The sequence below is a fragment of the Mesobacillus thioparans genome, assembly GCF_965138835.1.
GTDB lineage: Bacteria > Bacillota > Bacilli > Bacillales > Cytobacillaceae > Mesobacillus > Mesobacillus thioparans.
Window position 1 is genome coordinate 219,876 of record NZ_CBCSFH010000002.1, and the last position, 24,630, is coordinate 244,505.

General features: G+C 43.2%; 25 protein-coding genes. 3 read left to right on the forward strand and 22 right to left on the reverse strand.

The features are described from left to right. Positions 1–174 precede the first annotated feature (174 nt). The 11 genes from ACNAZ4_RS05580 to ACNAZ4_RS05630 all read right to left on the reverse strand — a co-directional run bounded on the left by ACNAZ4_RS05580 (position 175) and on the right by ACNAZ4_RS05630 (position 10,453). Complete coding sequence (locus ACNAZ4_RS05580; RefSeq protein WP_415813233.1) at positions 175–972, reverse strand: 2-keto-4-pentenoate hydratase; 798 nt, start codon at positions 970–972, stop codon at positions 175–177. A gap of 3 nt (positions 973–975) precedes the next feature. Continuing rightward, a complete protein-coding gene (dmpG, locus tag ACNAZ4_RS05585; protein WP_415813234.1) occupies positions 976–2,004 on the reverse strand; it encodes a 4-hydroxy-2-oxovalerate aldolase in 1,029 nt (342 codons plus the stop codon). Positions 2,005–2,013: 9 nt separating this feature from the next. Next, positions 2,014–2,904, reverse strand: coding sequence for an acetaldehyde dehydrogenase (acetylating) (locus tag ACNAZ4_RS05590; RefSeq protein WP_415813235.1), 891 nt, complete (start codon positions 2,902–2,904; stop codon positions 2,014–2,016). Positions 2,905–2,916: 12 nt separating this feature from the next. Then, positions 2,917–3,696: a 2-keto-4-pentenoate hydratase gene (locus ACNAZ4_RS05595; RefSeq protein ID WP_415813236.1), complete on the reverse strand. Its 780-nt coding sequence runs from the start codon at positions 3,694–3,696 to the stop codon at positions 2,917–2,919. A 611-nt stretch (positions 3,697–4,307) separates the two neighbouring features. Continuing rightward, positions 4,308–5,768: an aldehyde dehydrogenase gene (locus ACNAZ4_RS05600; RefSeq protein ID WP_415813238.1), complete on the reverse strand. Its 1,461-nt coding sequence runs from the start codon at positions 5,766–5,768 to the stop codon at positions 4,308–4,310. 5 nt (positions 5,769–5,773) lie between these two features. Beyond that, complete coding sequence (locus ACNAZ4_RS05605; protein WP_415813240.1) at positions 5,774–6,244, reverse strand: RidA family protein; 471 nt, start codon at positions 6,242–6,244, stop codon at positions 5,774–5,776. Positions 6,245–6,248: 4 nt separating this feature from the next. Next, entirely contained in the window at positions 6,249–7,259 is a 1,011-nt protein-coding gene (locus tag ACNAZ4_RS05610; RefSeq protein ID WP_415813241.1) for an amidohydrolase family protein, read from the reverse strand. After that, complete coding sequence (locus ACNAZ4_RS05615) at positions 7,244–7,783, reverse strand: 3-hydroxyanthranilate 3,4-dioxygenase (RefSeq protein WP_415813242.1); 540 nt, start codon at positions 7,781–7,783, stop codon at positions 7,244–7,246. Before ACNAZ4_RS05615 ends, ACNAZ4_RS05610 begins: the two co-directional genes overlap by 16 nt. 39 nt (positions 7,784–7,822) lie before the next feature. Continuing rightward, on the reverse strand, positions 7,823–8,380 hold the full coding sequence (locus tag ACNAZ4_RS05620; protein WP_415813243.1) for an NADPH-dependent FMN reductase: 558 nt from the start codon (positions 8,378–8,380) through the stop codon (positions 7,823–7,825). A gap of 33 nt (positions 8,381–8,413) precedes the next feature. Next, on the reverse strand, positions 8,414–8,950 hold the full coding sequence (locus ACNAZ4_RS05625; RefSeq protein ID WP_415813244.1) for an FAD synthetase: 537 nt from the start codon (positions 8,948–8,950) through the stop codon (positions 8,414–8,416). 21 nt (positions 8,951–8,971) lie between these two features. Further along, positions 8,972–10,453 (reverse strand): 4-hydroxyphenylacetate 3-hydroxylase family protein, encoded by a 1,482-nt coding sequence (locus tag ACNAZ4_RS05630; protein ID WP_415813245.1) that lies wholly within the window; start codon positions 10,451–10,453, stop codon positions 8,972–8,974. Positions 10,454–10,652: 199 nt separating this feature from the next. Between ACNAZ4_RS05630 and ACNAZ4_RS05635 the strand changes: the two genes are divergently transcribed. After that, entirely contained in the window at positions 10,653–11,276 is a 624-nt protein-coding gene (locus ACNAZ4_RS05635) for a Crp/Fnr family transcriptional regulator (protein ID WP_415813246.1), read from the forward strand. Here the strand turns inward: ACNAZ4_RS05635 and ACNAZ4_RS05640 are convergent. The 8 genes from ACNAZ4_RS05640 to ACNAZ4_RS05675 all read right to left on the reverse strand — a co-directional run bounded on the left by ACNAZ4_RS05640 (position 11,273) and on the right by ACNAZ4_RS05675 (position 19,496). Beyond that, a complete protein-coding gene (locus tag ACNAZ4_RS05640; protein WP_415813247.1) occupies positions 11,273–11,896 on the reverse strand; it encodes a Crp/Fnr family transcriptional regulator in 624 nt (207 codons plus the stop codon). The two genes, ACNAZ4_RS05635 and ACNAZ4_RS05640, sit on opposite strands and share 4 nt — an antisense overlap. A 507-nt stretch (positions 11,897–12,403) precedes the next feature. Beyond that, entirely contained in the window at positions 12,404–14,341 is a 1,938-nt protein-coding gene (locus ACNAZ4_RS05645) for an FtsX-like permease family protein (protein WP_415813248.1), read from the reverse strand. Next, on the reverse strand, positions 14,331–15,095 hold the full coding sequence (locus ACNAZ4_RS05650) for an ABC transporter ATP-binding protein (protein ID WP_415813249.1): 765 nt from the start codon (positions 15,093–15,095) through the stop codon (positions 14,331–14,333). Before ACNAZ4_RS05650 ends, ACNAZ4_RS05645 begins: the two co-directional genes overlap by 11 nt. Before the next feature lie 231 nt (positions 15,096–15,326). Further along, positions 15,327–16,331, reverse strand: a complete 1,005-nt coding sequence (locus ACNAZ4_RS05655; protein WP_415813250.1) for a sensor histidine kinase — start codon at positions 16,329–16,331, stop codon at positions 15,327–15,329. Position 16,332: 1 nt separating this feature from the next. Continuing rightward, positions 16,333–17,025, reverse strand: coding sequence for a response regulator (locus ACNAZ4_RS05660; RefSeq protein ID WP_415813251.1), 693 nt, complete (start codon positions 17,023–17,025; stop codon positions 16,333–16,335). 181 nt (positions 17,026–17,206) lie between these two features. Continuing rightward, positions 17,207–18,514 carry a DUF4179 domain-containing protein gene (locus ACNAZ4_RS05665; RefSeq protein ID WP_415813252.1) on the reverse strand — a complete coding sequence of 436 codons (1,308 nt, stop codon included), beginning with the start codon at positions 18,512–18,514 and terminating at the stop codon, positions 17,207–17,209. Further along, positions 18,507–19,031: a sigma-70 family RNA polymerase sigma factor gene (locus ACNAZ4_RS05670; RefSeq protein ID WP_415813253.1), complete on the reverse strand. Its 525-nt coding sequence runs from the start codon at positions 19,029–19,031 to the stop codon at positions 18,507–18,509. Before ACNAZ4_RS05670 ends, ACNAZ4_RS05665 begins: the two co-directional genes overlap by 8 nt. Positions 19,032–19,289: 258 nt before the next feature. Further along, positions 19,290–19,496: a ChaB family protein gene (locus ACNAZ4_RS05675; protein ID WP_415813254.1), complete on the reverse strand. Its 207-nt coding sequence runs from the start codon at positions 19,494–19,496 to the stop codon at positions 19,290–19,292. 190 nt (positions 19,497–19,686) lie between these two features. Between ACNAZ4_RS05675 and ACNAZ4_RS05680 the strand changes: the two genes are divergently transcribed. Then, complete coding sequence (locus ACNAZ4_RS05680; RefSeq protein WP_415813255.1) at positions 19,687–20,523, forward strand: DUF1206 domain-containing protein; 837 nt, start codon at positions 19,687–19,689, stop codon at positions 20,521–20,523. 205 nt (positions 20,524–20,728) lie between these two features. On the opposite strand, the gene ACNAZ4_RS05685 is transcribed toward ACNAZ4_RS05680, so the two are convergent. The 3 genes from ACNAZ4_RS05685 to ACNAZ4_RS05695 all read right to left on the reverse strand — a co-directional run bounded on the left by ACNAZ4_RS05685 (position 20,729) and on the right by ACNAZ4_RS05695 (position 23,493). Continuing rightward, complete coding sequence (locus tag ACNAZ4_RS05685) at positions 20,729–22,381, reverse strand: FAD-binding dehydrogenase (protein WP_415813256.1); 1,653 nt, start codon at positions 22,379–22,381, stop codon at positions 20,729–20,731. A 284-nt stretch (positions 22,382–22,665) separates the two neighbouring features. Then, positions 22,666–23,091: a hypothetical protein gene (locus ACNAZ4_RS05690; RefSeq protein ID WP_415813257.1), complete on the reverse strand. Its 426-nt coding sequence runs from the start codon at positions 23,089–23,091 to the stop codon at positions 22,666–22,668. A 123-nt stretch (positions 23,092–23,214) separates the two neighbouring features. Then, positions 23,215–23,493, reverse strand: coding sequence for a DUF4362 domain-containing protein (locus ACNAZ4_RS05695; protein WP_415813518.1), 279 nt, complete (start codon positions 23,491–23,493; stop codon positions 23,215–23,217). A gap of 234 nt (positions 23,494–23,727) precedes the next feature. Here ACNAZ4_RS05695 and ACNAZ4_RS05700 point away from each other — a divergent pair, with 234 nt between their 5' ends. Then, a complete protein-coding gene (locus tag ACNAZ4_RS05700) occupies positions 23,728–24,453 on the forward strand; it encodes a hypothetical protein (RefSeq protein ID WP_415813258.1) in 726 nt (241 codons plus the stop codon). The last annotated feature ends 177 nt before the right edge of the window (positions 24,454–24,630 follow it).

Genomic DNA, 24,630 nt, shown 5'->3' on the forward strand with positions numbered 1-24,630 from the left:
TTCTCGCACCCCTTTTATTTTTGTAAACGCTCTCCAAAACTTTCCCAAGTTGTCTCTAACTGTGATTATAATCACTTTTTCCTACTAGAAGTGTAAAGTGGTTAACATAGAATGTAAATTTTATCTTTATATTTCGAATATTCAAAACGGAAAAGAAGGCACTTAGTAAATAAACTAAGTGCTTGATTTGCATGTAAAGGAAACGCTGCCTAACTCCGCGAATTGCACCAGCACATTATCATTAGGTTCAAATGCAATCGCCTCTGACACCGCTCCACTAAGGATCACGTCTCCTTTTTTGATCCCTTTACCTACTTCACCGAGCTTATTGACTGCCCATGCGACAGATGTTGCTGGATGACCGAGGACTGCGGCACTTGAACCGGTTTGGACAACCTGGCCGTTTTTCGACATCACCATGCCCAGCTGGCCTAAATCTAACTCACTTGGCGACATCCACTTGCTGCCGATTAAGAATTTCGAAGAGGAACAGTTATCTGCAATCACATCAGCCAGAGTGAACTTGAAGTTCAAATACCGGCTGTCGATTATCTCGATTGCAGGTGCCACATATCTTGTTACTCGCAGTACATCTTCTGCAGTCACATCGGTTCCATCCAAATCCTCATCGATAAAAAAGGCAATTTCCGGCTCTGCTTTTGGATGGATGAACTCGTTAAAATTTAGGTGTTCCCACTCCAGCGCCAGCATATCATCTGTCAAATAGCCATAAATCGCTTCATGGACCCCCATCATTTGCTGCTTCGCTTTACTCGTCAATCCCAGCTTCAGACCGATTTTTCGAGAACCGTCCTTCTCCCGTCTCTCAATCAATTTTTCCTGGATTGAATACGCATCAGAAAAGCTAAGATCTGGATAACGATCAGTCACTTTCACGACTTCGCGACGTTCTTTTTCAGCGGAATACAAGTATTCCACAATTTCAATGTCGACACCCTTCGTAATCGTCATGCACTACACCTCCAGTTTCCGGGCTTTTGCCAGTTCAGCTGCGACATCAAGGATCATATCCTCCTGGCCGCCTACAACCTTCCTTTTGCCCAACTCTATTAAAATATCCCTGGAATCGATTCCAAATCTCTGGCCGGCCCGCTCTGCATGAAGCAAGAAACTCGAATATACGCCAGCATAACCTAATACGAGACTTCCTCTATTAATCTCCTGCGGTCTAGGGATCATTGGACCAACCGTATTTTCTGCCAAGTCCATCATTTTATAAATATCGATTCCCAGATTGACTCCCATCCGGTCCAATACCGATAAAAGTACCTCTGTTTGTGCATTCCCTGCGCCTGCGCCAAGACAACGGATACTTCCGTCAATCCTCGTAGCCCCTTCTTCAATCGCTGTCAGCGTATTGGCGACCGCTAGTGAGAGATTGTTATGGGCATGAAAGCCGACTTCAATAGACAATGAATCTCTTAAAGCCGCAATCTTGTCTTTGACTTCATGCGGTAAAAGGGCTCCTGCAGAATCGGTGACATAGACAGCCTGTGCCCCGTAACTCTCCATTAGCTTCGCCTGTTCGACCAATTTTTCAGTTGGCGCCATATGAGCCATCATCAGGAAGCCAAGCGTCTCCATCCCCAGCTCGCGCGCCATGCTGATATGCTGGGCGGAAACATCTGCTTCTGTTACATGTGTAGCAACCCTGACTAGATTTGCTCCTAACTGCCCGGCCTGCTTAAGTTCATGAACCGTACCAATTCCAGGTATTAGCAGCACTGCAACCTTTGAGTTTTTACACTCATCGACTGCCGCTTCTATCAATTTCATCTCATCAACGAGCGATTTACCATACTGCAGTGTTGAGCCGCCCAATCCGTCCCCGTGGCTCACTTCGATATAATGCATGCCCGCGTCATCAAGCTCACGAACGACTCTTCGCACCTGCTCTTCAGTATATTGATGCTGCATGACATGGCTGCCGTCCCGCAGGCAAACTTCAGTAATTTTGATAGGCTTTTCACTTTTGCGCTTCATACATTCCACCTAACCTTTCGCTTCAACACTCTGTTTTTCAAGCATATGAATCGCAAAGTCTTCAGCAACCCTCGTCGCAGCTGCTGTCATGATATCAAGGTTCCCGGCATAAACAGGGAAGTAGTCACCCGCACCCTCGACTTCCACAAATACAGTCACCCTGTTTCCATCAAACAACGGCTCCTGCTTCAACCTGTATCCTGGTACATATTCCTTCACAGTTTCCACCATTTGCTCGATAGATTTTGAGATTGCAGCTTCATCCATATTCTTCACTTCGCAATAAATCGTGTCACGCATTAAAATCGGAGGCTCGGCCGGATTCAGGATAATGAGCGCTTTCCCTTTATCGGCACCTCCTACCTCCTCAATACCCCTGCGCGTCGTAATCGTGAATTCATCAATGTTGGCGCGTGTTCCAGGGCCGGCACTTTTTGAGGAAATGGTAGCGACGATTTCTGCGTAACTGACATCTGCAACGGAATTGATCGCAGAAACAATCGGAATCGTCGCTTGTCCCCCGCATGTAATCATGTTTACATTCTTTTCATTCAGATAAGCCTCTGTTTTAACAGCAGGAGAGACAAAAGGTCCCCTGGCCGCCGGAGTAAGATCAATCGCCAGCTTGCCCAACTCCGCCAGTACCTTCGCATGCCTTACATGCGTTTTGGCAGAAGTTGCGTCAAACACGATGTCAGCCATCTCAGGATTTCCCTTCAATGCCTCAATACCGTTATGGAATGTCAGATACCCATTTTCCGTCGCGCGCTTTAACCCGTCGGATTCAGGATCGATCCCGATCATTGCTGTCAATTTAATAACTTCGCTTCTTTCCAGCTTATACATAAGGTCGGTCCCGATGTTGCCGGAACCGATGATTGCTGCTTTGATTTTCGCCAACCTGTTCACCTCCTACTCAAAAGTCACGGACACGGAACCGACAGGACCAAACTGAGCGGAAACCGTATCGCCTTCTTGCACCGGGATGGCTGCGGATAGAGCTCCTGGTAAAATCAGCTCGCCTGCCTTTAAGGTAATGCCAAATTCATGAAGCTTATTCGCCAGCCAGGCAATCGCATGTGCCGGATGTCCAAGGGCCGCTGCACCTGAACCGGTGGCAACCATTTCATTATTTTTGAAAAAAGTCATCCCCACACTTCGCAAATCGATTCCATCTATGTCCGTCATCTTCTCCCCGACCACGACCATCGCTGAAGATCCATTATCAGCAACCGTGTCGATGAGTCCAATCTTCCAATCCGCAATTCGGCTGTCGATGATTTCCAAGGTAGGCACAACATATTCCGTTGCCATCAGCACATCGAGGAATGTCACATTAGGTCCCTTGAGGTCCGACCCAAGCACGAAGCCAATTTCCGCTTCAATTTTCGGGCTGAGAAAGTCGGACATCTTTACTGTACCGCCATTCGGCACCTTCATATCATCAAGCAGATGGCCATAGTCCGGCTCATCGACACCGAGCATTTTCTGCATCGCCACACTCGTGAGGCCCACTTTTTTGCCAATAACCGTCCGCCCTTCGCCAAGCTTCCTTTTCAAAACTTCAAGCTGGATATTGTAAGCATCCGTTACATTAAGGTCTTCGAATTGTGCCGTCAGTGGTTCTACGGCATTTTTGCTTTTTTCCGCTTCCAGAAGCGTATCAGCAATACTTTCAATTGTAGCGTTCATCGAGTTACCCTCCTTTTCTTTTAAAATAGTTATTACAATCGTGATGATTGTTGTTAAAAATAGTTTTTAAGCCAGTTGGAATGAATTTGATACCAGTTAATTGCGATATAATTCCAATTGAGTTCGTTTTCATAACAATTTGAGGGGTTTGACCGGTTGTGGCGAAAATAATCCCCGTTGATCACAATTTAATCCCCTTTGGAGAGTTTTAATCCCCCATTAGGACTGATATAATCCTCGTTGAACAGGATTTGGGTTCTTAATTTACATAGTTAACGCCTGTTAGCTGGGCTAAACAGATCATTCTACGGTTGAGCTTCTTTTTTAAACGGTTAAAGCGAATTATTCTACGGTTGAGCTTCTTTTTTAAACGGTTAAAGCGAATTATTCTACGGTTGGGCCATTTAATTATACGGAGAGCATAAATTTCTCCGTTTAGACTGCTTATTTTTCCAGTTCCAACAAATATATCTCCAGTTGAGCAGCTTTTTTTTCCAGTTGGAGCAAATTTACCTCCAGTTGAGCAGCTTTTTCCGATAAAGGTTAATATATTTCCGGTTGCCCAACTTTTATTACCGGTTGGAGCATCCTTTAATAAAGTGCCTTATATTTCACAGCTTCATCGTAATCGTCTTGGCTTCGGTATAAAACTCGAAGCTGTGCCTGCCGCCTTCGCGTCCGATGCCGCTTGCTTTGGATCCGCCAAACGGTGTGCGGAGGTCGCGATAATACCAGCAGTTGATCCATAATAAGCCTGAGTTAACTTTTGCAGCTACTCGGTGGGCGCGGCGCAGGTCATTTGTCCAGACAACACCCGCCAGGCCATACATCGAATCGTTCGCAATCCTAACAGCGTCTTCTTCTGTTTTAAAAGGGATCACGACGAGCACTGGGCCGAAGATTTCTTCCTGGGCCACGCGCATCTTGTTATCCACATCGTATAGAACAGTAGGTTCATAGAAGTTGCCTTCTCCAAGACTGGCAATGCGCTTTCCGCCTGTTGCGAGCTTAGCGCCTTCACCTAATCCAATCTGGACATACTCATCGACGGTTTCCAGATGCCCTTTTGAAACAAGTGCACCCATATCCGTTTCCTGGTCGAGTGGATTGCCCACCTTCAAAGCACGAGCTGACGCGACGAATTTTTCCATAAAACGATCGTAAATGCTCTCCTGGACCAGCAAGCGTGAACCTGCAAGGCAAATCTCACCCTGGTTCCTGAAAATCGCTTCAATCGATCCTGCAACTGCTTCATCAAGATTTGCATCCTCGAACACGATATTGGCTGATTTACCGCCAAGCTCAAGAGAAACGGGAATCAGCTGGGAAGCTGCGTTTTGCATGACCGTGCGGCCTGTCGTACTGTCACCGACAAAAGAAATCCTCCGCACTGATGGGTTGCGTGTCATCTCTGTCCCTGCCGTACCGCCAGGACCTGTGATAATATTCAACACACCAGGCGGCAGTCCTGCTTCATTGGCAATCTCGCCAAGCATCACCGCGCTAAGTGGGGTATAAGATGCTGGCTTCACAACTACCGTATTGCCGGCAGCCATTGCGGCCGACGCCTTCCAGGTCATCTGCATGAACGGAAGGTTCCATGGAATGATCAAGCTTGTCACCCCAGCTGGTGCGTATTTTGAATAGGACATATAGCGAGACTGGTCATAATGCTCATGATTAATGTAGTTCGCCATTTCGGCAAAAAAGCGCAGGTTGGCTGCAGCCCTCGGAATATCAAAGCCGCGGCTTTCCTTGATTGGCTTCCCGACGTCAAGCGTCTCGACCAGGGCCAGTTCATCAACCTTTTCCATGACTAGTTCAGACATCCTGACCAGAATCTTTGTTCTTTCGGCAACGGGCATCTCACTCCAGACGCCACTTTCGAACGTCTTCTGTGCGACGTCGATGGCGTGCTTCGCATCCTCAACACCAGCCTTTGCCACAGAAGCCAGCTTTTTGTTCGTCGAGGGATCGATCGTGTCAAACGTCTCCCCGGACACCGCATCAATATAATCACCATTTATAAATAGTTTTGCATCCGTTATAACCTGTGGTTGAGCAAGATTCATCCTAATCACCCCTCCTCATCCTCAACTTCAACTACCATTTCAACTTCGACTGCGTTATTCAAAGGCAGCTGCGCCATGCCGACCGCAGATCTACCATGCTTCCCACGCTCACCGAACACCTGTACCAGCAAATCAGAAGCCCCATTCATGACCTTCGGTTGGTCGGTAAAATCAGGTGTACTATTCACGAAGCCGAGTACCTTTACCACTCGCTTCACCTTGCTGAGCTCGCCTAATTCCTGCTTCAGTACCGTCAGCAAATTAAGCATGCACTGCCTTGCCGCTTCATAGCCATCCTCAATGGAAACATCCTTGCCAAGCTGGCCCCTGTATTCATTCGTTCCCTGCCCGGAAGTGAAAATCAGGTTGCCGGTTCTCACACAGCCCACATAATTCCCTGCCGAGGGACGGGGGGCGGGCAATGAAAGACCAAGCTCCTGCAAACGTTCTTCTGGCGTTACTATGGCCTTTTCCATAAAATCAACTCCCCACCTTAACAGGAATATTCAAAAACCGGAGTGCATTTTTACCGAGCATCGCTTCCGTTTGTTCCTTCGATAAGCCGACCGTATCGTCAATCACCTTACCAGGAGGAACTTCCCTCAGCAAAAATGGATAATCAGAACCCATGATAATGCGTTCATGGCCAAAATTCTGCAGTAAATAATTCAGGTTGACCGGCTCATTCACAAGCGAATCATAATAAAATTGCTTCGCGTATTGACTTGGCGGCTTATCAAGCAAGCGCAGATGCGGCCACACCTTCCAGCCCTGATCTAGACGAGGCAGCAAGTAGGGCAGTGCGCCTCCTCCATGAGCCAAACAGATTTTCAGCTTCGGGAACTTATCCATGATTCCGCCTAGAATCAAACTTGCTCCGGCCAGTGCCGTCTCACTCGGCATTCCAACGGTATACATCAAGTTATGGCGCGGCATCCGTTCTTTTCCAAGTGTCTCCCATGGGTGGATGAATAAAGGCACTTCCCACTTCTCAGCCATTTCGAAGAATTCGATAAACTGAGGATCATCCAGATTCACGCCATTTACATTCGTCCCAATTTCAATTCCGCTCAGCCCAAGCTCATGCTTGCAGCGGTCCATTTCTCGAATCGCAACCTCCACGTTCTGCAGCGGCACTGCTCCCAGCCCGATGAATTTAGTCGGATACTGGTTAACCAGGTCGGCAATAAAATCATTCTGGACTCTTGCAAGAATTTCCGCTTGCTCAGCAGGCGCCCAATACGAGAAAGTCACCGGAATCGGTGAAAGAACCTGAATGTCGACTCCTTCCCGTTCCATATCCTTAATTCGCTTCTCAGCATCCCATACCTGGTCGGTCACTTCGCGGAACACCTTGCCAGCGATCATGATATTAGCGCCGCACGCACATGTACGCTCAAGAGTCGGCCACTTCTCACCGCCGAACCGTTGAGTCAGTTCACTAAAATTCTCTGGAATGATATGCGTATGGAAGTCTACTCGCATTTCCATTCACTCGCTTCAGGCGGCATCATATGTCCACAGTTATCACATTTGCGCAATTCCTCATTTCCATTAAAGCTAGCAATCGCTTCCTTCACCTGCTTTTCAATGTTTGTCAGCTGGATTGTAGCACGGTGCATTTCGTGGTCGCACTCATCACAGAACCAGACGAAATCCTCCAATTCACCTTGTGCACGGTTACGCTCGATCACCAGTCCAATCGTGTTTGCTACGCGGTGTGGTGAGTGCGGCACATTCGCTGGAAGATGGAACATTTCGCCTTCCTTGACTTCCACGACTTCACGCTTGCCTTCAGCATTGATGACCTCAACATAGCAGCTTCCCTGAATCTGATAGAAGATCTCCTCGGATGGATCAACATGGAAATCACGTCTCTTGTTTGGTCCGCCCAAAAGCATGACCATCAACTCTGCATCCTTCCAGATTACCTTGTTATTGACCGGCGGCTTAAGCTGATCCCTGTTTTCCTCAATAAATTTCATAAGATTGATCGGAACAAATTGGCTTTTCATCTCTAATCGTCTCCCTTCAATTCTTGTAAAATGGTAAACTCACTCCGTGACCTTCGCAGCGCTGTCCTTTAATGACTTTTGCATATGAACGACTTCGTCAGCTAAGCCTGAAATCCGCTTCAGCAAATCTTCATCGATGATTTCATTTTCAGAGTTAAAATGATCGTAATTAGCGTACACATAGCTGGGTGCTACAAACGCCCGGAAGTACCCGGCAATCGGCTTCAGCTGATTTTCAATCACCAGGAAATGCTGGTACGTTCCACCGTTGGCGACGAATCCCATCACTTTATTCCTGAATGCATCGGGGTGAATAAGGTCAAACATATTCTTGAGCACTCCTGGAATGGATCCCTGAAAAATGGGTGTTCCGATTACGTAAAAATCAGCAGAAGATACTTTTTCTATCACTGCTCTTGTATCTGCTGAATATTTTTCGAGTGAACGACCGTCACAAAACTCGACATCGTAATCCATCATATCGAGCAGTTCCACCTCGATGTCCGGGTATTTCTTTTTTACATCATCGAGCACTTTACGGACAACGATGCCTGTTTTTGCTCCGATGATCGTGCCTGAAATCCCTAGCAGCTTCATACTGTTCCCTCCTATTCAAATAAAAATAGAACTCTACTTTCCTGCTGGCCATCCGAGAAGCGCATTGGAGTGATGAATTTCACCTTCAGAAATCAACTGGCGGATCCTGGATGAAGAAATCACGCTTCCCTGGGAGCAGCAGACTGGTTTAGTGACAGAGACCTTAAAATATTTTTCAAGGAGAGAAACATCTCCCAGACGGTCCTTGCCAAAACGAAAATCTCCACCAACCATGATTTCAGCCGGATTAAGTTTCGCCAGGCAATCAATGAATTCGTAAGCACTCCGACTGGCATACACCTCATCAAATCTGTGTACAACCGTATGCTTTGCTCCTAATTTAGCGATTTTCGCCAGCTTCTCGTCAACTGTGGTCAGCATCCTTGCTCCTTGGAAAAACACCCGCGGTGGAGGATCAAATGTAAACACCACACTAGGAAGCTTCAGTTTCCTGCCTCGTTGGACCGCCTGCCGGATTACGGTCTGATGACCACGATGGACACCGTCAAATGCTCCAATCGCCACAATTGATCGAGGCAGTTGCAATGAAGAATAAATATGTGTTTCCATCTGTCCTTCTCCTCCTGCAGGTTAATTTGTAAGCGCTTCCTTATTATCCAGCTGTGCGCCTTTCAACGCTTCATCAACCATCGTCAGTGGTGTTTGGCGCTTATAGTTGTTATAGAAAATACCGCGTTTACGGATTGGATCTCCTGTATAATAGCGTTCATACTGCAACAACCTCTGTCCGAATGCCTCGCCGCACAGATCCCATGCGAGCTTGAAAATGCTGACGCGTTCCAAAGAAGAAACTCCTTCCCTGCCAACATAGTAATTATCAATCGAACCTCTTAATTCATCACTTTCAAAATCTGCTCCTGTAGGTGACATCAGCAATCCGCCCGCGCCAACAATCTGGATGACCTCAATTGCCCGCGGATACATTTTCGGCAGCAACCCGCGAATGGTCTCAAGTGGAACATAAGCTGGCATCGCTTCACCATGCTCGGTCATTGTGTGCTCATATTCAGCAACCTTTAACAATGCCCGGATTGATTCAAGTGATTGGGCAAGTTCGCCAAGCTGGTCCTGGACGTTCAAATACCCATCAACACCGATTGTATCGGCAACCTTCATCGCCACATGTGTTGCGAACTCCAATTTAACAAGACCGCGCACTCCAGATTGGTGTGCTGGCTGCTGTCCTGCTCCTGTCATTGGATAAAGCTTGTTTGCCGCCTCGACATTGTTATACAGGAAAACGCGATCCCAAGGTACGACCACATCGTCAAACACAAGTAAAGCATCCATTTCTTCAAATCTTGAAGCAAGTGGATGATCAAAGAATGAACGCTGTCCATCCTGCATCGGCTCGCGGCAGATGATACGCAGTCCTGGTGTGTCAATCGGAATTGCAAATGCCAGGGCGTACTTTTCATCGCCAGGCGCGAATCCTGGGAAAGAGTAGATGATCACCTCATCTGTAACAGGAGCCAGCGTTGCCAACATCTTCGCTCCCCTGACAACCAGGCCATCTGGAGTTTCCTTCACAGCACCAAGGTGTGTGTACGTATCCTTTTGCTCATGTGAATTTTTGCTGCGGTCGTTTTGTGGGTTGATGATGGCATGTGTAAGGAAAATATCATTGTCACGAAGATATTTATAATAGTTGCGGACATTCTCTGCCCAGTTTTTATTGTATTTCTCAAAGAACCAAGAGTTGTAATACATGGAAGTAACGACAACGTTCAAGAAATCAGGCGTCCTTCCCATCAGGCCGAAAGTTGCCTTCGCATACGCTTCAAACACATTACGGCGCTTAATCAAATCGTCATAGCTTTTTGGGACCAGGAACGAATTATTCACTCGCTCACCAGTTTCTTCACAAACATGAGTGATTTTATCCTGGAATTCAGGATCATGCTGCATATCATACAACTTCGCGATTTCAAGAATCGGCTGCTTGAACACCGGTTCCTCAAATAAAATTTCGACCTTCCTTCCAGAAAGCCACACCTCAGGCTTACGTGCTTTAACCGCTTCAATATATTGAGCCCCAGTCCTAATTCCCATATTCACCCTCCTGAAAAATTAATTGAAAATTCATAATGAATTGTAATACTAAAATTTGTTCATAACTGTAGTCTATTTAACGTTTTTTATAGAATTGTTTTCTTAAAAGTCTAAATACTCTAATAAATTATAGAATTTTTTAACGGTTTCCCCTATGATTATGTTAAATATCCATCTTCACTTTATGGGAGGTCATGGTATGGTTACGGTTTATGAAGAAGTCTTCCACTGGGAGAATTATTTGAAGTACGGTACACGCCAGTTTTTCGGTAAAAAAGAATGCATCTACAGACAAGGTGAAAATGGAGAGGGATTTTATTATCTTCATAAAGGCCTTGTTCGAATTGTCACTGAAACAGCCACAGGCAAGGAAAACATGCTGAACATCGTCATTCCGAATCAGCTGTTGGGAGTCCAGTCACTTGACCAGAAAACACATTTCACCACCGCTATCTCAGTTAAAGATTCAGTAGTTTATCATTTTTCAGCTGATGAATTCCGTAAACTGATGATCATCCACCCAGAACTCTTCGAACTATTTTCCAAAAGTGTCATCCACAAAATGAAAATCCTTTTAGATCGCATAAATTTGAATGCGCTTACATCGGAACAAAAACTAGCCGTTTTACTCCACAACATTTGCGATGAGTTTAAAAATTACGAAATTCCTATTTCTCAGCAAGACCTTGCCTGCTGCACGGGGCTGACAAGAATAACCGTCTACAAAGTACTGAGAAAATGGCAGGAATCAGGTATTATCGAAATTCACAAGCGAAAATACTTCATAAAAAAACCAGATTTCCTGAGAAACCTGGTTGGTTAATTCGCATGATGATAACTGGCGATGGCCCTTATTTTATGAAAGTCGATGATGATGATTTCACGCTTCTTAAGCTCTATGTATCCGTTCTGCTTCCATTTTTGAATAATCTTGTTCACGGTAATACGGGACGTGCCAATGTATTTAGAAAAAGCCGTCTGGTTCATCGAAGCATTCCCGTTCTCCTGAACAAGTTTCAGCAAATAAAACGCCATTTGCTGCTCAACAGGAGAGTCCAAATGAGCAATGATTTCGGCAAGCGTCCTGAACTTATAAATCAATGAATCTGTATAAATGCTCGCAGCTTCGGGATGGTTCTTGCATATCTTCAAAATGGCTTCATCGGAAAAATAATATACAGTCGATAGGCAAGTCGTCGTCCCACTCGTCAAATATGGTTCCCGGTGAATCCCATGTTCACCAAACAGCATACCAGGGGGAACCATATTGATGATCCGCTCATCTCCCTTGTCCGAAAGAAGCGTAACCTTGATTCCACCCTTCTTCAAATAATAGATACCTCTGCCAGCTTCCCCTTGCAAATAGACAACCTTGTTCTTCCCAAACTCAAACAGTTGCCCATATGACAAATACGGTTCCCATTGATGACGAAGAATTTGCATATCATCACCTTTCTTTAGTCGATAATTTTTCTAATAATTATGATAATTATAACACTATGAAGAATATAAGCGGTTAAAGTTATAATGAGTTCAACGAAGTTTTGGAAGATTAATAGAATGAGAACAAAAGTATAATTGAGTTGTATTTCATCCACTCAGTGTTCCAATACACTCTATTGGTTACACCATTCTCCTACTTTCTTACAAATAATGTTCCAAAACACTCTATTGGTGACCNCNTTCNCCTATTTTNTTACAAATAAGNGNTCNAATACGCTCTATTGGTGACTTCATTCTCCTATNTTNTTACAAATNAGTGCTCNAATACGCTNTATTGGTGACTTCANTCTCCTATATTCTTACAAATGAGTGCTCCAATACGCTCTATTGGTGACCACATTTTCCTATTTCCTTACAAACCAGTGCTCCAATACACTCTATAGGTGACCATATTCTCCTAAAACATACAATTAAGGTCGCCAATTTGTTCTATTGGCGACCCATTTTCTAATTTTGCAACTGGTTCAACAACATGTTCTTCCTCGCATAAAAGAATGATCCTATCTGAATGATCAAGTATGTTCCTGATGTTAAAAGGAAGTGCATCAAAATATCCGGATTGTTCATGATTCCTCCTACGTCCGTCGATAGAATTACCAGGTACAGGAAGGCTAGTGTCGTTCCGAGCAAGGTTGGGACGAAGAAAATCGCACCCAGTTCTCTCGTAATATTCCCTTTTATTTCTTTTGCGGACATCCCTATTTTATTCAACTTCCGATATTTGGCTTTTTCGGTCTCTACTTCGGAAAAAAGATTTAGATACAGCAGGACGAACGTTCCCACAAAGAACATAATACTTAGGAATGTCGTAACATAGAACATCATGCCATTGATCGTTTTATTGGATTCATAGTCATCTACCTTAGATGCTACTCTGAACAATTCCTCTTCTTGGACAGATTCGTTGCCGGGATATTCAATTTTCGGAGTTTCTTGATTTCCGGCAGCTAATTGCTCTTTTAACTGCTCCACTGCAGCTCCACTCGATTTCCAGTCTTCCACGTTGAGTAAATGAAGATTTAAAAAGTACCCTTCAGCACTCTCCCCCAAATTCTTGAAAACTTCAGGGTTAATAACAATGAACTCATACGCATTAGGGAGGAGATTGATGTTTCTTTCAATGACCTGACCTTTTTTCGTAAAAGTTTTCATGTCATTTTCAACCGAAATTTCAACACGGTCAGCAATATCTGCAGGAGCATACTCTGGTTCTGAGTTTAAATAGAATAGATATTCATTTTCTCTTAATTCCTTGTTATTGGAAGTCAGCCTATTGAAATCATCTAATGACATAAAGTTATAAGTTTGGTATCCGTCCACATACACTAGTTTTTCATAGTAGTTGAATACTGGAAACGTTTCATGTTCTTTTAAATCCAATATCTTGTCGAGTTCATTGTTTGAAATCGAATTCTTGGTTTCTGTCTGAAAAAAGGCCACATCATATGGATTATTGTTTACAGCATCTTTTTCCGAAGCCTTATAAAACGTCAACAGAAGCGTGCTATAAAAAATCGTGATCATGATCATTACCGACACAAGCATAACGATGGAAGTAAGCTGTTTGAATTTATAATCAAGGTTACTAAGGAAAAGCAGTCTTCGATAATAAAACCCTGGAAATCTTTTACCAATATAAATCAGGAAACTAACTGACTGATTAAGAGAGATATACAGTCCTAGAAACATGGACATTGTCCAAAGCGGAAGGTATGAACCCGAAGAGTCCTCATAGGTTAAATAGAGGATCAGCAACGAGCCGATAAGAACTACCAGGCCGAATGCACCGAGTAGCGGGCTTCTCATTTTGATTGTCTCTGCAAATCTGTTGCTTTTCATGCTAAGGATGACGCTGCTTCTTAGCATTTGGAACAATGATTTTCCAACAGCTAGTAAAAATACAGCCGCAAAAGCGCCGATTGAGTAAGCAAACATTTTTCCAGAAAGATGGAACGGAATCCCCTCTAGTTCAATCAGGTTCATTAACAGCATGAAAAATAACCTCGAGAACACGGCTCCGGCTAAAATTCCAGAAAGAATAGATGCAAGGGCAATGATCCCATTTTCCAGGACCAGCAATTTGCTAATATCCCTCCTCGACATCCCGAGAGTCATGAACAGCCCGAACTCGCTTCGCCTCTTTTTCATGAAAACATTGTGGGCGTAGCTGATGAAAAAGACGGTGAAGATAATCAGTGCGACACCAGGGATGGAGAGAGCATCCTGGAGGCTCTCCGTTTGTTTTCCCTCGTCCACCCTGCTGTTAAAATAGACCGTAGAGAACATAAAGAAAAACATCACGGCAAAGCTGTTACACAGGTAATAAAAAATATATTTCTTATTGTTTACCTTCGCCATCTTCCATACTACTTGATTAAAGGTCATAGGATCTTCCTCCCAAAACGGCAAGATGATCCATGATCCGGTCCAGGAACTCCTTCCTGCTCCCTTTTTTCACGATGCTCGAATGAATCATCCCGTCTTTGATAAAAACAACCTTTTGACAGTAGCTGGCTGCGAATACATCATGCGTCACAAGCAAGACGGTCGTTGCAAGTTGTGCAACAATTTTTTCAAAGGATTCCATGATGACCGCGGAAGCTTTGGAATCCAGATTACCCGTCGGTTCATCGGCAAAAATGATTGCTGGATCATTCGTAAGGGCCCGGCTCACAGCTGTTCGCTGCTGCTGTCCGCCCGAGATTTGATATGGATATTTATCCAATGTCGATTGAATATCGAAAAGATCTGCCAGGCTCTTTGCTTTAGATTCCATTTCAGCCGCTGACTTCTTTTCAAGCACCATTGGAAGCATGATATTCTCTTTAACTGTCAAGCTATCCAACAGATTGAACTCCTGGAACACAAAGCCAAGCTGCCTGCGGCGAAACAGCGCTAGCTCATCTCCCGTCATCTCGCTCAATTCAGTACCTCTAATTGAAACCGTGCCTGATGTGGGCTTATCAATCCCGCTAAGAATATTCAGCAAAGTAGTTTTACCGCTCCCAGAGGGACCCATGATGGCAACAAACTCTCCTTCGTTCACAGAAAGGCTGACCCCGTCAAGAGCCCTCGTTGCCCCTTCTTCACTCGAACCGCCGTACACTTTCACAATCGTATTTGCTTCTAAAATAGGCATATCTTTTTCCCCCACTTCTCGCCGGTGAATTTTTCTGTAGTTGCATTTGATCAGACACTCCCATGGCTTCACCTGAAAAATTTGTCTCGGCTTCAGATATTTCCTCCGCTTTCCCCAGTGACATCCGAAGTTGAAGAGGCTTTCCATCAACCTTATAAGCCAATATTAAGCCGTTTGAAGTTTCACAGCCATCGATGATGCTAAAAAATACCTTACAGTTTTGTAAGGTATTCAAAGCCTATTTTGTTTCTTTCCAGCTAGCCATTGGAAGATGACGGTTGTTCCTTCATGCTGCCTGGAATGGATTCCAATGGTGGCACCTATTTTGTCAGCAATTTTTTTACTAAGGTATAAGCCAATGCCGGTTGAATTAGGATGCTTTCTTCCGTTTTCTCCCGTGAAAAACGGCTGAAAGACCCGCTCTAAATCATAGTCAGGGATTCCGACCCCCTCATCTAGGATCGAAAGCCGTACATGTTCCTTCTGTTTCTCTATCCGGAAAATTAACTTCTTGTTGCCAGGCTTCTGCCCGGAATACTTGATCGCATTTGATATAACCTGCTCAATCATAATTTCATTCCATTTTGGATCCGTGATAATAAACGCAGCTTCCTCGGCAAATTCGATCGAAGGAAAAATGGACTGGTAAATACACTCCCTTTTCCGCGCATTGATCAATTTGCGCAATGAAGCGAGTATGTCAACAGACTTAAGTTCAAAGTCGTTTTCAAAGCTGTCCATCCGAATCATAGTCAGACCTTGTTCAATCGAGGAATGGAGCCGTGAGTTTTCATTTTGGATATTATCGAGTACAGGGCATTTCCCTTCTTTACTGATCATCAACTCAATCACCGAAACGGGTGTTTTTAAATGATGCATCCAATGGGAAAGAAAATAAAATCTCTCTTTATTTTGTTCTTTCAATTCAATGTACTTATAAGAGTGCTCACTCACTGTCTTTTCTATTAACTTTTTAAAAGCCTTCTGTTCTTCCGTGTGAGCCACGATTTCCACATCCTCATTCCTTAACTGCCCGGCAACACTCCGGTTCGCCGGATAAAATCGCAGCCAATCAATCGACAAATAAATCAGCAGTAAAAAAAGCCCAATCATCAATGGATAGAAAAACTCTGTATCACCCTGCACGCTAAGGTAAAAAAACAACAGGATGCTAGCTAGATTCATTATGTATATCAGAATCAGGAGAAGACGGTCTTTTAAAAACGTTTTCACCATATCATTCACCCGCAGGATACTGAAGCATATACCCTACTCCTCGTTTGCTTTTGATCAAGTCCTTCAGCCCGAGTTCTGACAGTGTTTGTTTGATTCTTGTCATGTTTACAGTTAGTGTATTATCATCCACGAATGAAACTGAGTCCCAGACTTCTTCAATTAACTCTTCCCTTGAGACAAATGAATTCTCTTTTTCCATTAATTTTTTCAGCAGTTTAAACACTTTTTTAGAAACCTCGACCTTCGCTTCCTTATATTCAAGTGTCATTGTTTTCTCCACAAGGCACAGTGGACCGACACGTGTGTTTCTCTCGTCAATGACTGCATATTCCCCATACACCCTGCGAATGGTCGCTTTGACCTTGGAATGCAGCATATCGAATGTAAACGGCTTTGTTATAAAATCATCGGCTCCCAGTTCAATCGCCAAAATTTGGTCCATCTCCTGACTGCGCGCCGAAATCATCAGAATGGGCACAGTCGATTTCTGCCTGATACTCCTGCATAAAAAATATCCATCATAATATGGTAGATTAATATCCAGTAAAACCAAGTCCGGTTTGATATTCAAAAACTCTTCTTCTATATGGGCAAAATGCTGTGGCAAAATAACCTCATATCCATAGCGCTCCAAATTTTCCTTAATCAGTCCGCAAAGCTGGTGATCATCTTCAATCAGCATTACTTTATACATTTTGATAACTCCTCTTTTTCTAAAACTCTCTTTCCTTAGTATAAATTTTTCTGATCATAAAATCAGCAGAATTTTCCATCATGATTAAATCTTGCACCCTAAGTGCAAGACACTTTAGCCGAATATTAAACAGAAAAATGACGTATGCTTGACTGCATACGTCATTCCATTGCTGTTAATTCTATCTCTCAGGGATATCGATTTCAAATCCTTCGAACATCTCGGGTAAAGGCTGATGACGTGTTTTCAGCGTCAATCCCTTCTTTTTGCCGGTATTGAATTCTTTCTTAAAACTATGATCCTTAATTCGTTCAGCAAATGGCTTTTCATCCAGCAACAGTTTTTCACCATTTTCATCTTCAATCCAAAGAGGGTTCATGCTCGCATTATTGTCAATAACAGCCTCACTTTTGACATTATAGTAAACGATTGTGCGGTCCCCTTCATACTTTATATCCGTTATAATAATGTAACCATATTCGCCTTGACTCATCGTAAATGGCAACTCGATATGATCCAGCTTAACCGATTCTTCCTTTAGGTCTCCCAAAGGAAATTCAATACGATAAGGTATAACTTTTACACTCCGTACGCTTTCATCAAGTGGCTCATATAGTCTTTGAAGTGCACCATACTCTTTCCCATCGACTGTCTCTCCCTGAAGCCTCCCATTCAAGAAATTAATGACACTCCCTTTATCATCGATAAGGTAAAATTCCAGACTATTAGGATCAAGCAATCCAGAGTCAGCAATGATTTTCATATCCAGAACTGTGCCAGCAGGCCCAATCTTCAATGAGTTTACATTAAGCTCAGCTCCCATAAGCTTCATTTTCTCATCAAGACTGATAACCTTCACCTCATTTGATTGTCTGACAGGAAACTGAAACGACCAATTACCCGGTACTAGTCCTACTGCATCGAAGTGAATCTTCATATCGAAATTTTCAGGAAGTTCCTCCGTCGGGGTAATATCCACTATGCCCTTATACTTTTGAGGAGTTATAAATTCACCAGAATAACCAGAGCTAAAGTTGATTTCCTTTCCATCCGCTTTAATTACCGGGCGCTCAAGTTCGCCTAGCGGTAAAAGGGATTCCTGTGTGTACCCTAATGTCAATCGCGTCCCATCGTAAAATACCTCATTAATTGTCAATGTGATGCCTTTATCTTTTGCTGTCTGATCCACAGTGTGCGTTAATCCCTTTTGCCCCGCTATCTTTAAACCCTCATCACCTACATCATTGAAAAAAGTGCTTACGATAGGGATATTTGCAGCAACCTTCGCCATCGCTGGAGAAACCATGGCCGAGCCAATAAATAAACCGAAGCCTACAACCGCAGCACTCATTGAATACCAAACAATGCGCTTTTTAGGCTTCTTCACCTTCGTTCCACTAACTGTCTGTGCAATAATGTTATCCAGTTTCTCGACTGGAACCGAAATTTGGTCCATTTCATTTTTAACATTCGGGAATTGGCTACTCATTCACACAATCCTCCTTTAATCTACCTCTTAATAAGTTCACGCCACGGTGGATTTTCGTTTTCACAGTACCCTCAGGACAATCGAGAATTTCCGCGATTTCCTTTACTGATAAGTCTTTATAAAACCGAAGAATCAACACCTCTTTATACTTTTCCTCAAGCTCCATCACAGCCTCAAGCAATTCGGAGTGACGTTCACTCTCAATATATACCGGAGCCTTACTTTCAAGCGCATTCCGTTCCATCGGGATGACTCTTTTCTTTTTCCTTAATAGATCAACAGCATTGTTGATGAGAATCCTCGTCAACCACGTAGAGAAATACCGCTCTTCCTTCAAATTTCCAATGGACACAAGAGCTTTATAAATCGTCTCCTGAAAAACCTCCAGTGCATCGGCTTCATTTTTCATATAAACGTACGCTATTTTGTAAAGTTTCACTTTCTCTTCTTCCATCAATTCCTGAAAAGCCTTTTTGTTCCCTTTGATTGCAAGGCGTACCTTTTTGATATCTGCCAAACCAGTGCTCCCCCCTTCTTCCACTGTTAGACAAACGGGATATGTAAAACGTTTCATTTAATTTCATAAAAAAAGAGCAAGACTGAAATCTCAGTTTGCTCTGTAAGCTTTATTATACCAGATATCGCCAATTATAATCAGTCTACTATTTTTTCAAGTAAGCTATATACATGCTTAATAGTAAAAAAGTCTTCCTGCATTTGAAGCCCTCTTAATAGTTATACATTTAAATGAAACAAAGGAATCCTTCCCATACTTCTAATCTTCCTCTTTTTTCACCCAATCACCATCGTCATTCTTCTCATAATCGTTTTTAACCGCGCTCCAGGCGACTTTAAATGCTGTTTCTTCTTCATCATATTGCTCTGAAGCAGAATTGAATGCCTCCTTGAAAATTTCCTGGGCGTGGTGCGGCAGATTATCTTTTACTGAATCGGGTAGGTCTCCTAGAGATTTGTAAGGCATTTCTATACCTCCTAATTTAAGTAGATTTAGCTTTCATTTTCCCTCACTGTGAAAAAATGAAACAATTCGCTTACACATCCCAGCAGCTATACAATGCAGGTAAACCATTCCACGCTTCTGTTGGTTTCCTTTTTGCCTAAAGGGGGAACATTTCATGTAACAAGAGAATAATAGAGGAAGTGTTCGTTATATGAATTCACCGTCGACTGCAGAAGTTAGGAATAAAGTGAGAGAAATGAAACCGTGGGTGCGCCGATTTGGGCGTTTTGGCTTTGTTGCCAAGGGGCTGGTATACGTAATGGTTGGGGTGCTTGCTGCACTGGCTGCATTCGGTCCAAAAGGAGATACAACAGGAACATCGGGAGCCCTGCAATCCATTGCTGCAATGCCCTTTGGTGAAATTGCATTATGGTTCATAGGAATTGGGCTGATTGGTTATATATTATGGGAGTTTATCATTGCGATAAAGGATCCTGAGAATGAAGGAACTGATCCTAAAGGGCTGGTCAAAAGGACAGGATACTTTATTAGTGGATTGATCTATGCGAATCTAGCTTACGGGGCAATCAAATTAGCCAGCAACACTGGTTCCGCTGGTGGAGACAATTCCGAAAAAGCGATTTCCGCAAAGTTAATGGAACAACCATTTGGCGAATGGCTGGTTGGCATAGTAGGCGCGATTATTATTGGCTATGGAGTTTTTGAATTGTATAGCGGAGCAAAAGAAAAATTCATGTCTAAATTCAAGACCTATGAAATGGATGAAAAAGAACGGAAAATTGCGGTTGTTTCCGGCAAAATCGGATTAATATCCAGGGGAATTGTTCTAAGCATGGTTGGATTTTTCTTTATCCGTACTGCATACACTAATAATCCAAACGAATCTAAAGGACTGGGCGGTGCGTTAACCGAGCTGGCAGATCAGCCATTTGGCCAGGTGATGCTAGCAATCGTCGCGATCGGGCTGATATTATACGGAATCTATCAAATCATTCGCGGACGTTTTCAGCACATGAATTTTGGGTGAGATAAAGTGAATTTCCTAACATGGAGAAATGATAAAAATAGTAGTGAATAACATACCGTTGCAGTGCAAATAGCAAACCAAAGAACGCTAGGATTTTACTCATCCTAGCGTTCTCTTTTGTTCTTGTCTATTCAACAAAAATAACTGTCAGTATAAAGAAAGATCTCATATTTTTAAAAGATATGATTATTGAAGATTGCTAAGACTATAATTCTGCAGCAATAGTTCTACCTGCTACTCGTCCTGTAAAAAGGCACCCGCCTAAAAAAGTTCCTTCAAGTGAACGATACCCATGTATTCCCCCGCCACCAAATCCTGAAACTTCACCCGCAGCATATAATCCCGGAATAGGGTGTCCAGAAGAGTTCAAGACTTTTCCCGACAAATCAGTTTGTAAGCCTCCCAGGGTTTTCCGGCTGAGGATATTCAAACGGACTGCAATTAAAGGGCCGTTTTTGGGATCAAGGATTTTGTGAGGTGATGCCACACGGATTAATTTATCACCAAGGTAATTACGCGCGCCGCGCATAGCGGTTATTTGCAGGTCCTTTGTAAATGTATTATCGATTTCACGGTCTCTTGCTTCTATTTGTTCTTTGATATGTTCCAGATTCAACAGGTTTTCACCTGTTAGTTTATTCATGCCTGAAACCAGCTCGGCCAGATGATCGGCAACAATAAAATCTTCGCCTTTTTCCATAAAAGCTTTTACAGGAGCTGGAACCCTTTGTAACGCCCTTCCAATTACTTTACGAATGCTTTTTCCAGTTAGATCAGGATTTTGTTCTGAACCTGAAAGCGCAAATTCCTTTTCAATAATCTTATGTGTGAGAATAAACCAGGAATAATCATAGCCAGTCTTTTTGATTGCATCAAGGGTTCCCAATGTATCAAAACCCGGAAAATTTGGTGCCTGGAACCGCTTCCCTGTTGCATCCAGCCAGATGGAGGATGGTCCAGGAAGAATTCGTATCCCATGGTTGCTCCATATAGGATTCCAATTCTTTAGACCCTCGGTGTAGTGCCACATACGATCTCGATTTACGATGCGGCCGCCTGCTTCCTCCGTAATTGCCAGCATCCTTCCGTCCACATGGGCAGGTACACCTGTAACCATTTCTTTGGGAGGTTCGCCAAGCCGGCTTGGCCAGTTTTTACGAACCAACTCAAGGTTGCCGCCAATCCCTCCACTTGTTACCAATACTGCTTGGGATCGATATTCAAAACTACCAACTACTTCCCTGCTGCTATCTTCTCCGCGAGCTGCTGTACTTGGTACAAGAACAGAGCCGCTGACACCAACAACCGCACCATTAGTTGTGATAAGTTGATCAACCCTGTGGCGTGGAAGAAACTTTACTAGTCCGTTTTTAATATGTTCACGAACCCTTTGCTCAAAAGGGGCAACAATGCCTGGACCGGTTCCCCAGACGATATGGAATCGGGGCACTGAGTTTCCATGTCCATCCGCAAGATACCCTCCTCTTTCTGCCCATCCAACAACTGGAAAGAATCGGACACCCATTTCTTTTAACCAGGCTCGTTTCTCCCCAGCAGCAAAATCAATGTAGGCTTCAGCCCATTTTCTGCCCCAATAATCCTCATTTTCTTCCCGGTCAAACCCGGCGGTTCCCAGCCAGTCCTGCCATGCAAGTTCCTTTGAATCCTTTATTCCCATCCGCCGCTGTTCTGGTGAATCAACTAGAAACAATCCGCCAAACGACCAGAATGCCTGGCCGCCCATTGACGCTTCCGGCTCCTGATCCAAAAGCAAGACCTTTTTACCTGCATCTGCCATTTCTGCAGTTGCTACAAGGCCGGCAAGTCCTGCGCCTACAACAATAATATCGAAATCCACGTTTCTTTCCCCCACTCATTTTCCTTTTAAATTTTCTGATAATTGTAATATATCATATTTAATTTGATTTGGTATATTTCCAGTAATGAGTTCCCAGTCCACGTTTAAGTATTGGAAAATCTATTTGAATGAAAAGTAATGACACAACAAAAAGCAGAAGAATTTTTAATTTATTCTTCTGCTTTATTTAAGTTGTAAATCGATTGATCCTTTTTCGCCCTACTAATCTTAATTGCCTTCTTCAAAGCACAGGAACTGCTTACGATGTCTAACACTTATAGTAACTAGTCCCCATACTTTTCATCCCACTTTGCCCGCCATTCTCTATAATCTTCAGCAAGAAACTCTTCAGCTGTAAGTCCATCAAGAGAATATGGCGCCCCCGTTATCCCTTTTCCAATGGGAAAAGAGGTTCCACCGATGATTTCATCGTTAAAAATAAATACACTTACTTCAACTTTGCTGGAAAAACCGATTTGAGGCCCGTAAATTTTGCCAAGTGGATGATTCTTTACTATGAAAATTTCCTGGGTTATTTCCTTTCCAATATAATGATCAGGTTTTACTGGTTGGACGGCCCAAACCATATCATGAGGCTTATTCAATAAGTCCTGCTTTTCGAAAGAATATGAGTTTCTCCCTTCATAAGATTTAATGGAGTAACCTCTGTCTTCTAGAAATTGTTTCGCTAATTCAGCATTTTCATCCATAACCGGTCCGCACCCTGCCAGCAAAAATAAAATAGTAAGTATTAGGAATTTTTTCATGTGTACTCCCCGCATACAAAATGATATTCCATTGCAAATTAAAAGAGTGGCTGTCCAAGCTTTATATTATTCGACAAGGAGAACCGTGATTTCAGCTCCTTCGATTTCACACACTTCCAGCACATACTCGGTTTTATCCTTCAGCTCTTTTACAACTATTCTTTCGCATGTAGATTTTTCTATACTCCCGGAACCGTATCCATCCCTTGTAGAATCATAGGTTGACTGAAGGGTTTCACCGTCAAAAATCAAGTCATGTGACATAGTGTCTTCCTCTGTGTTTAGGTGACAATCCTGATATCGCTTTTTTGTCCTTGCTTGACACGATCCAAAAAAGAGTAATATACTTCAAGGTCTTTCATCTATCCTTGGATGTCGACTACATCATCCTCCGACTGAATATATAAAATTGATATTCCGGCAGATTAATTAGATCTCCTTTCTTTAAACCAAAGATTCTTAGTTAAATATTACCATTTTGTTAACTTTATGAGTATCTCAAGTTAAAATATTATGTGTTCCCCCAACGGTGATTGGGTAATCTGAATGTATGATTACTCAAAAAAGGTGTGTTAAAGAATGAAGAATAAACTTTACTCAGAAATTGCCGTCCCAATCGAGCCTCCATTTGGCTTCATGCCCGGAAAAGATTCGGAGCGGGATTTTACTTTTGATAAAGAGGATCGTTTTACGGATTACCTTCTAAAAAAAGAAGGACTATCCTACGATGTTTGTCTCGATGACCAGGGACAATGGTACTTTTTCTTTTCAATGGAATGCGACACGCTAGACGAATTGAAGCTGTCGAGGCAGATTTTTTGTCCTCCCTATTTAAAAGACGAGCATCTTGAACTTGTTAATATCATGGAAAAACTAGAGCTTAAGCCATTTTATGAGGGACATGACAAAGCTTACGGCCATGTGTTAGCGATTGTGGAAAACCTTGATACCGTTGCTGCCTTTAACCAGGCCCGGCTTGCAAATTACGATGGAACCGATGACCCGACGATCATCAAGAAAATCCATTTCATTGAGAATGAATATAAAGGAGAAAAAACTCGCTTTATCTCTGGTTTTGAAACTCGCTCATTCGCGACTGTGACAGAGAACGATTTTTACGCAAAAAAAATCCACCTTCAAGGGAATGCAAGGACTTATTTGAAACTATTCATTTATTTCACACGGTACGGCGAGCTGCCATCACAGCAAATGATGCCAAGATTCCTCGGAAACTTATGGGCATCAACACAAAGCTTAAATAACTCGGCAAATCCTGCCCTCTTTAAGGATGAAGGGATTGAGTGACAAAGATGTACTTTCCATGACCCGCTGAAGACGACTTGCAGGTACCTTGGAATTCGGTAGAAGCATGTATACAGCTGCAAAGGGGATCCAATCTATCTTTGTTTTAGTTGAGACCGTAATTCCTTTCCATTTTAATTATGGGCACATTTTAACCTCCCCAGTGACGATAAATATGTA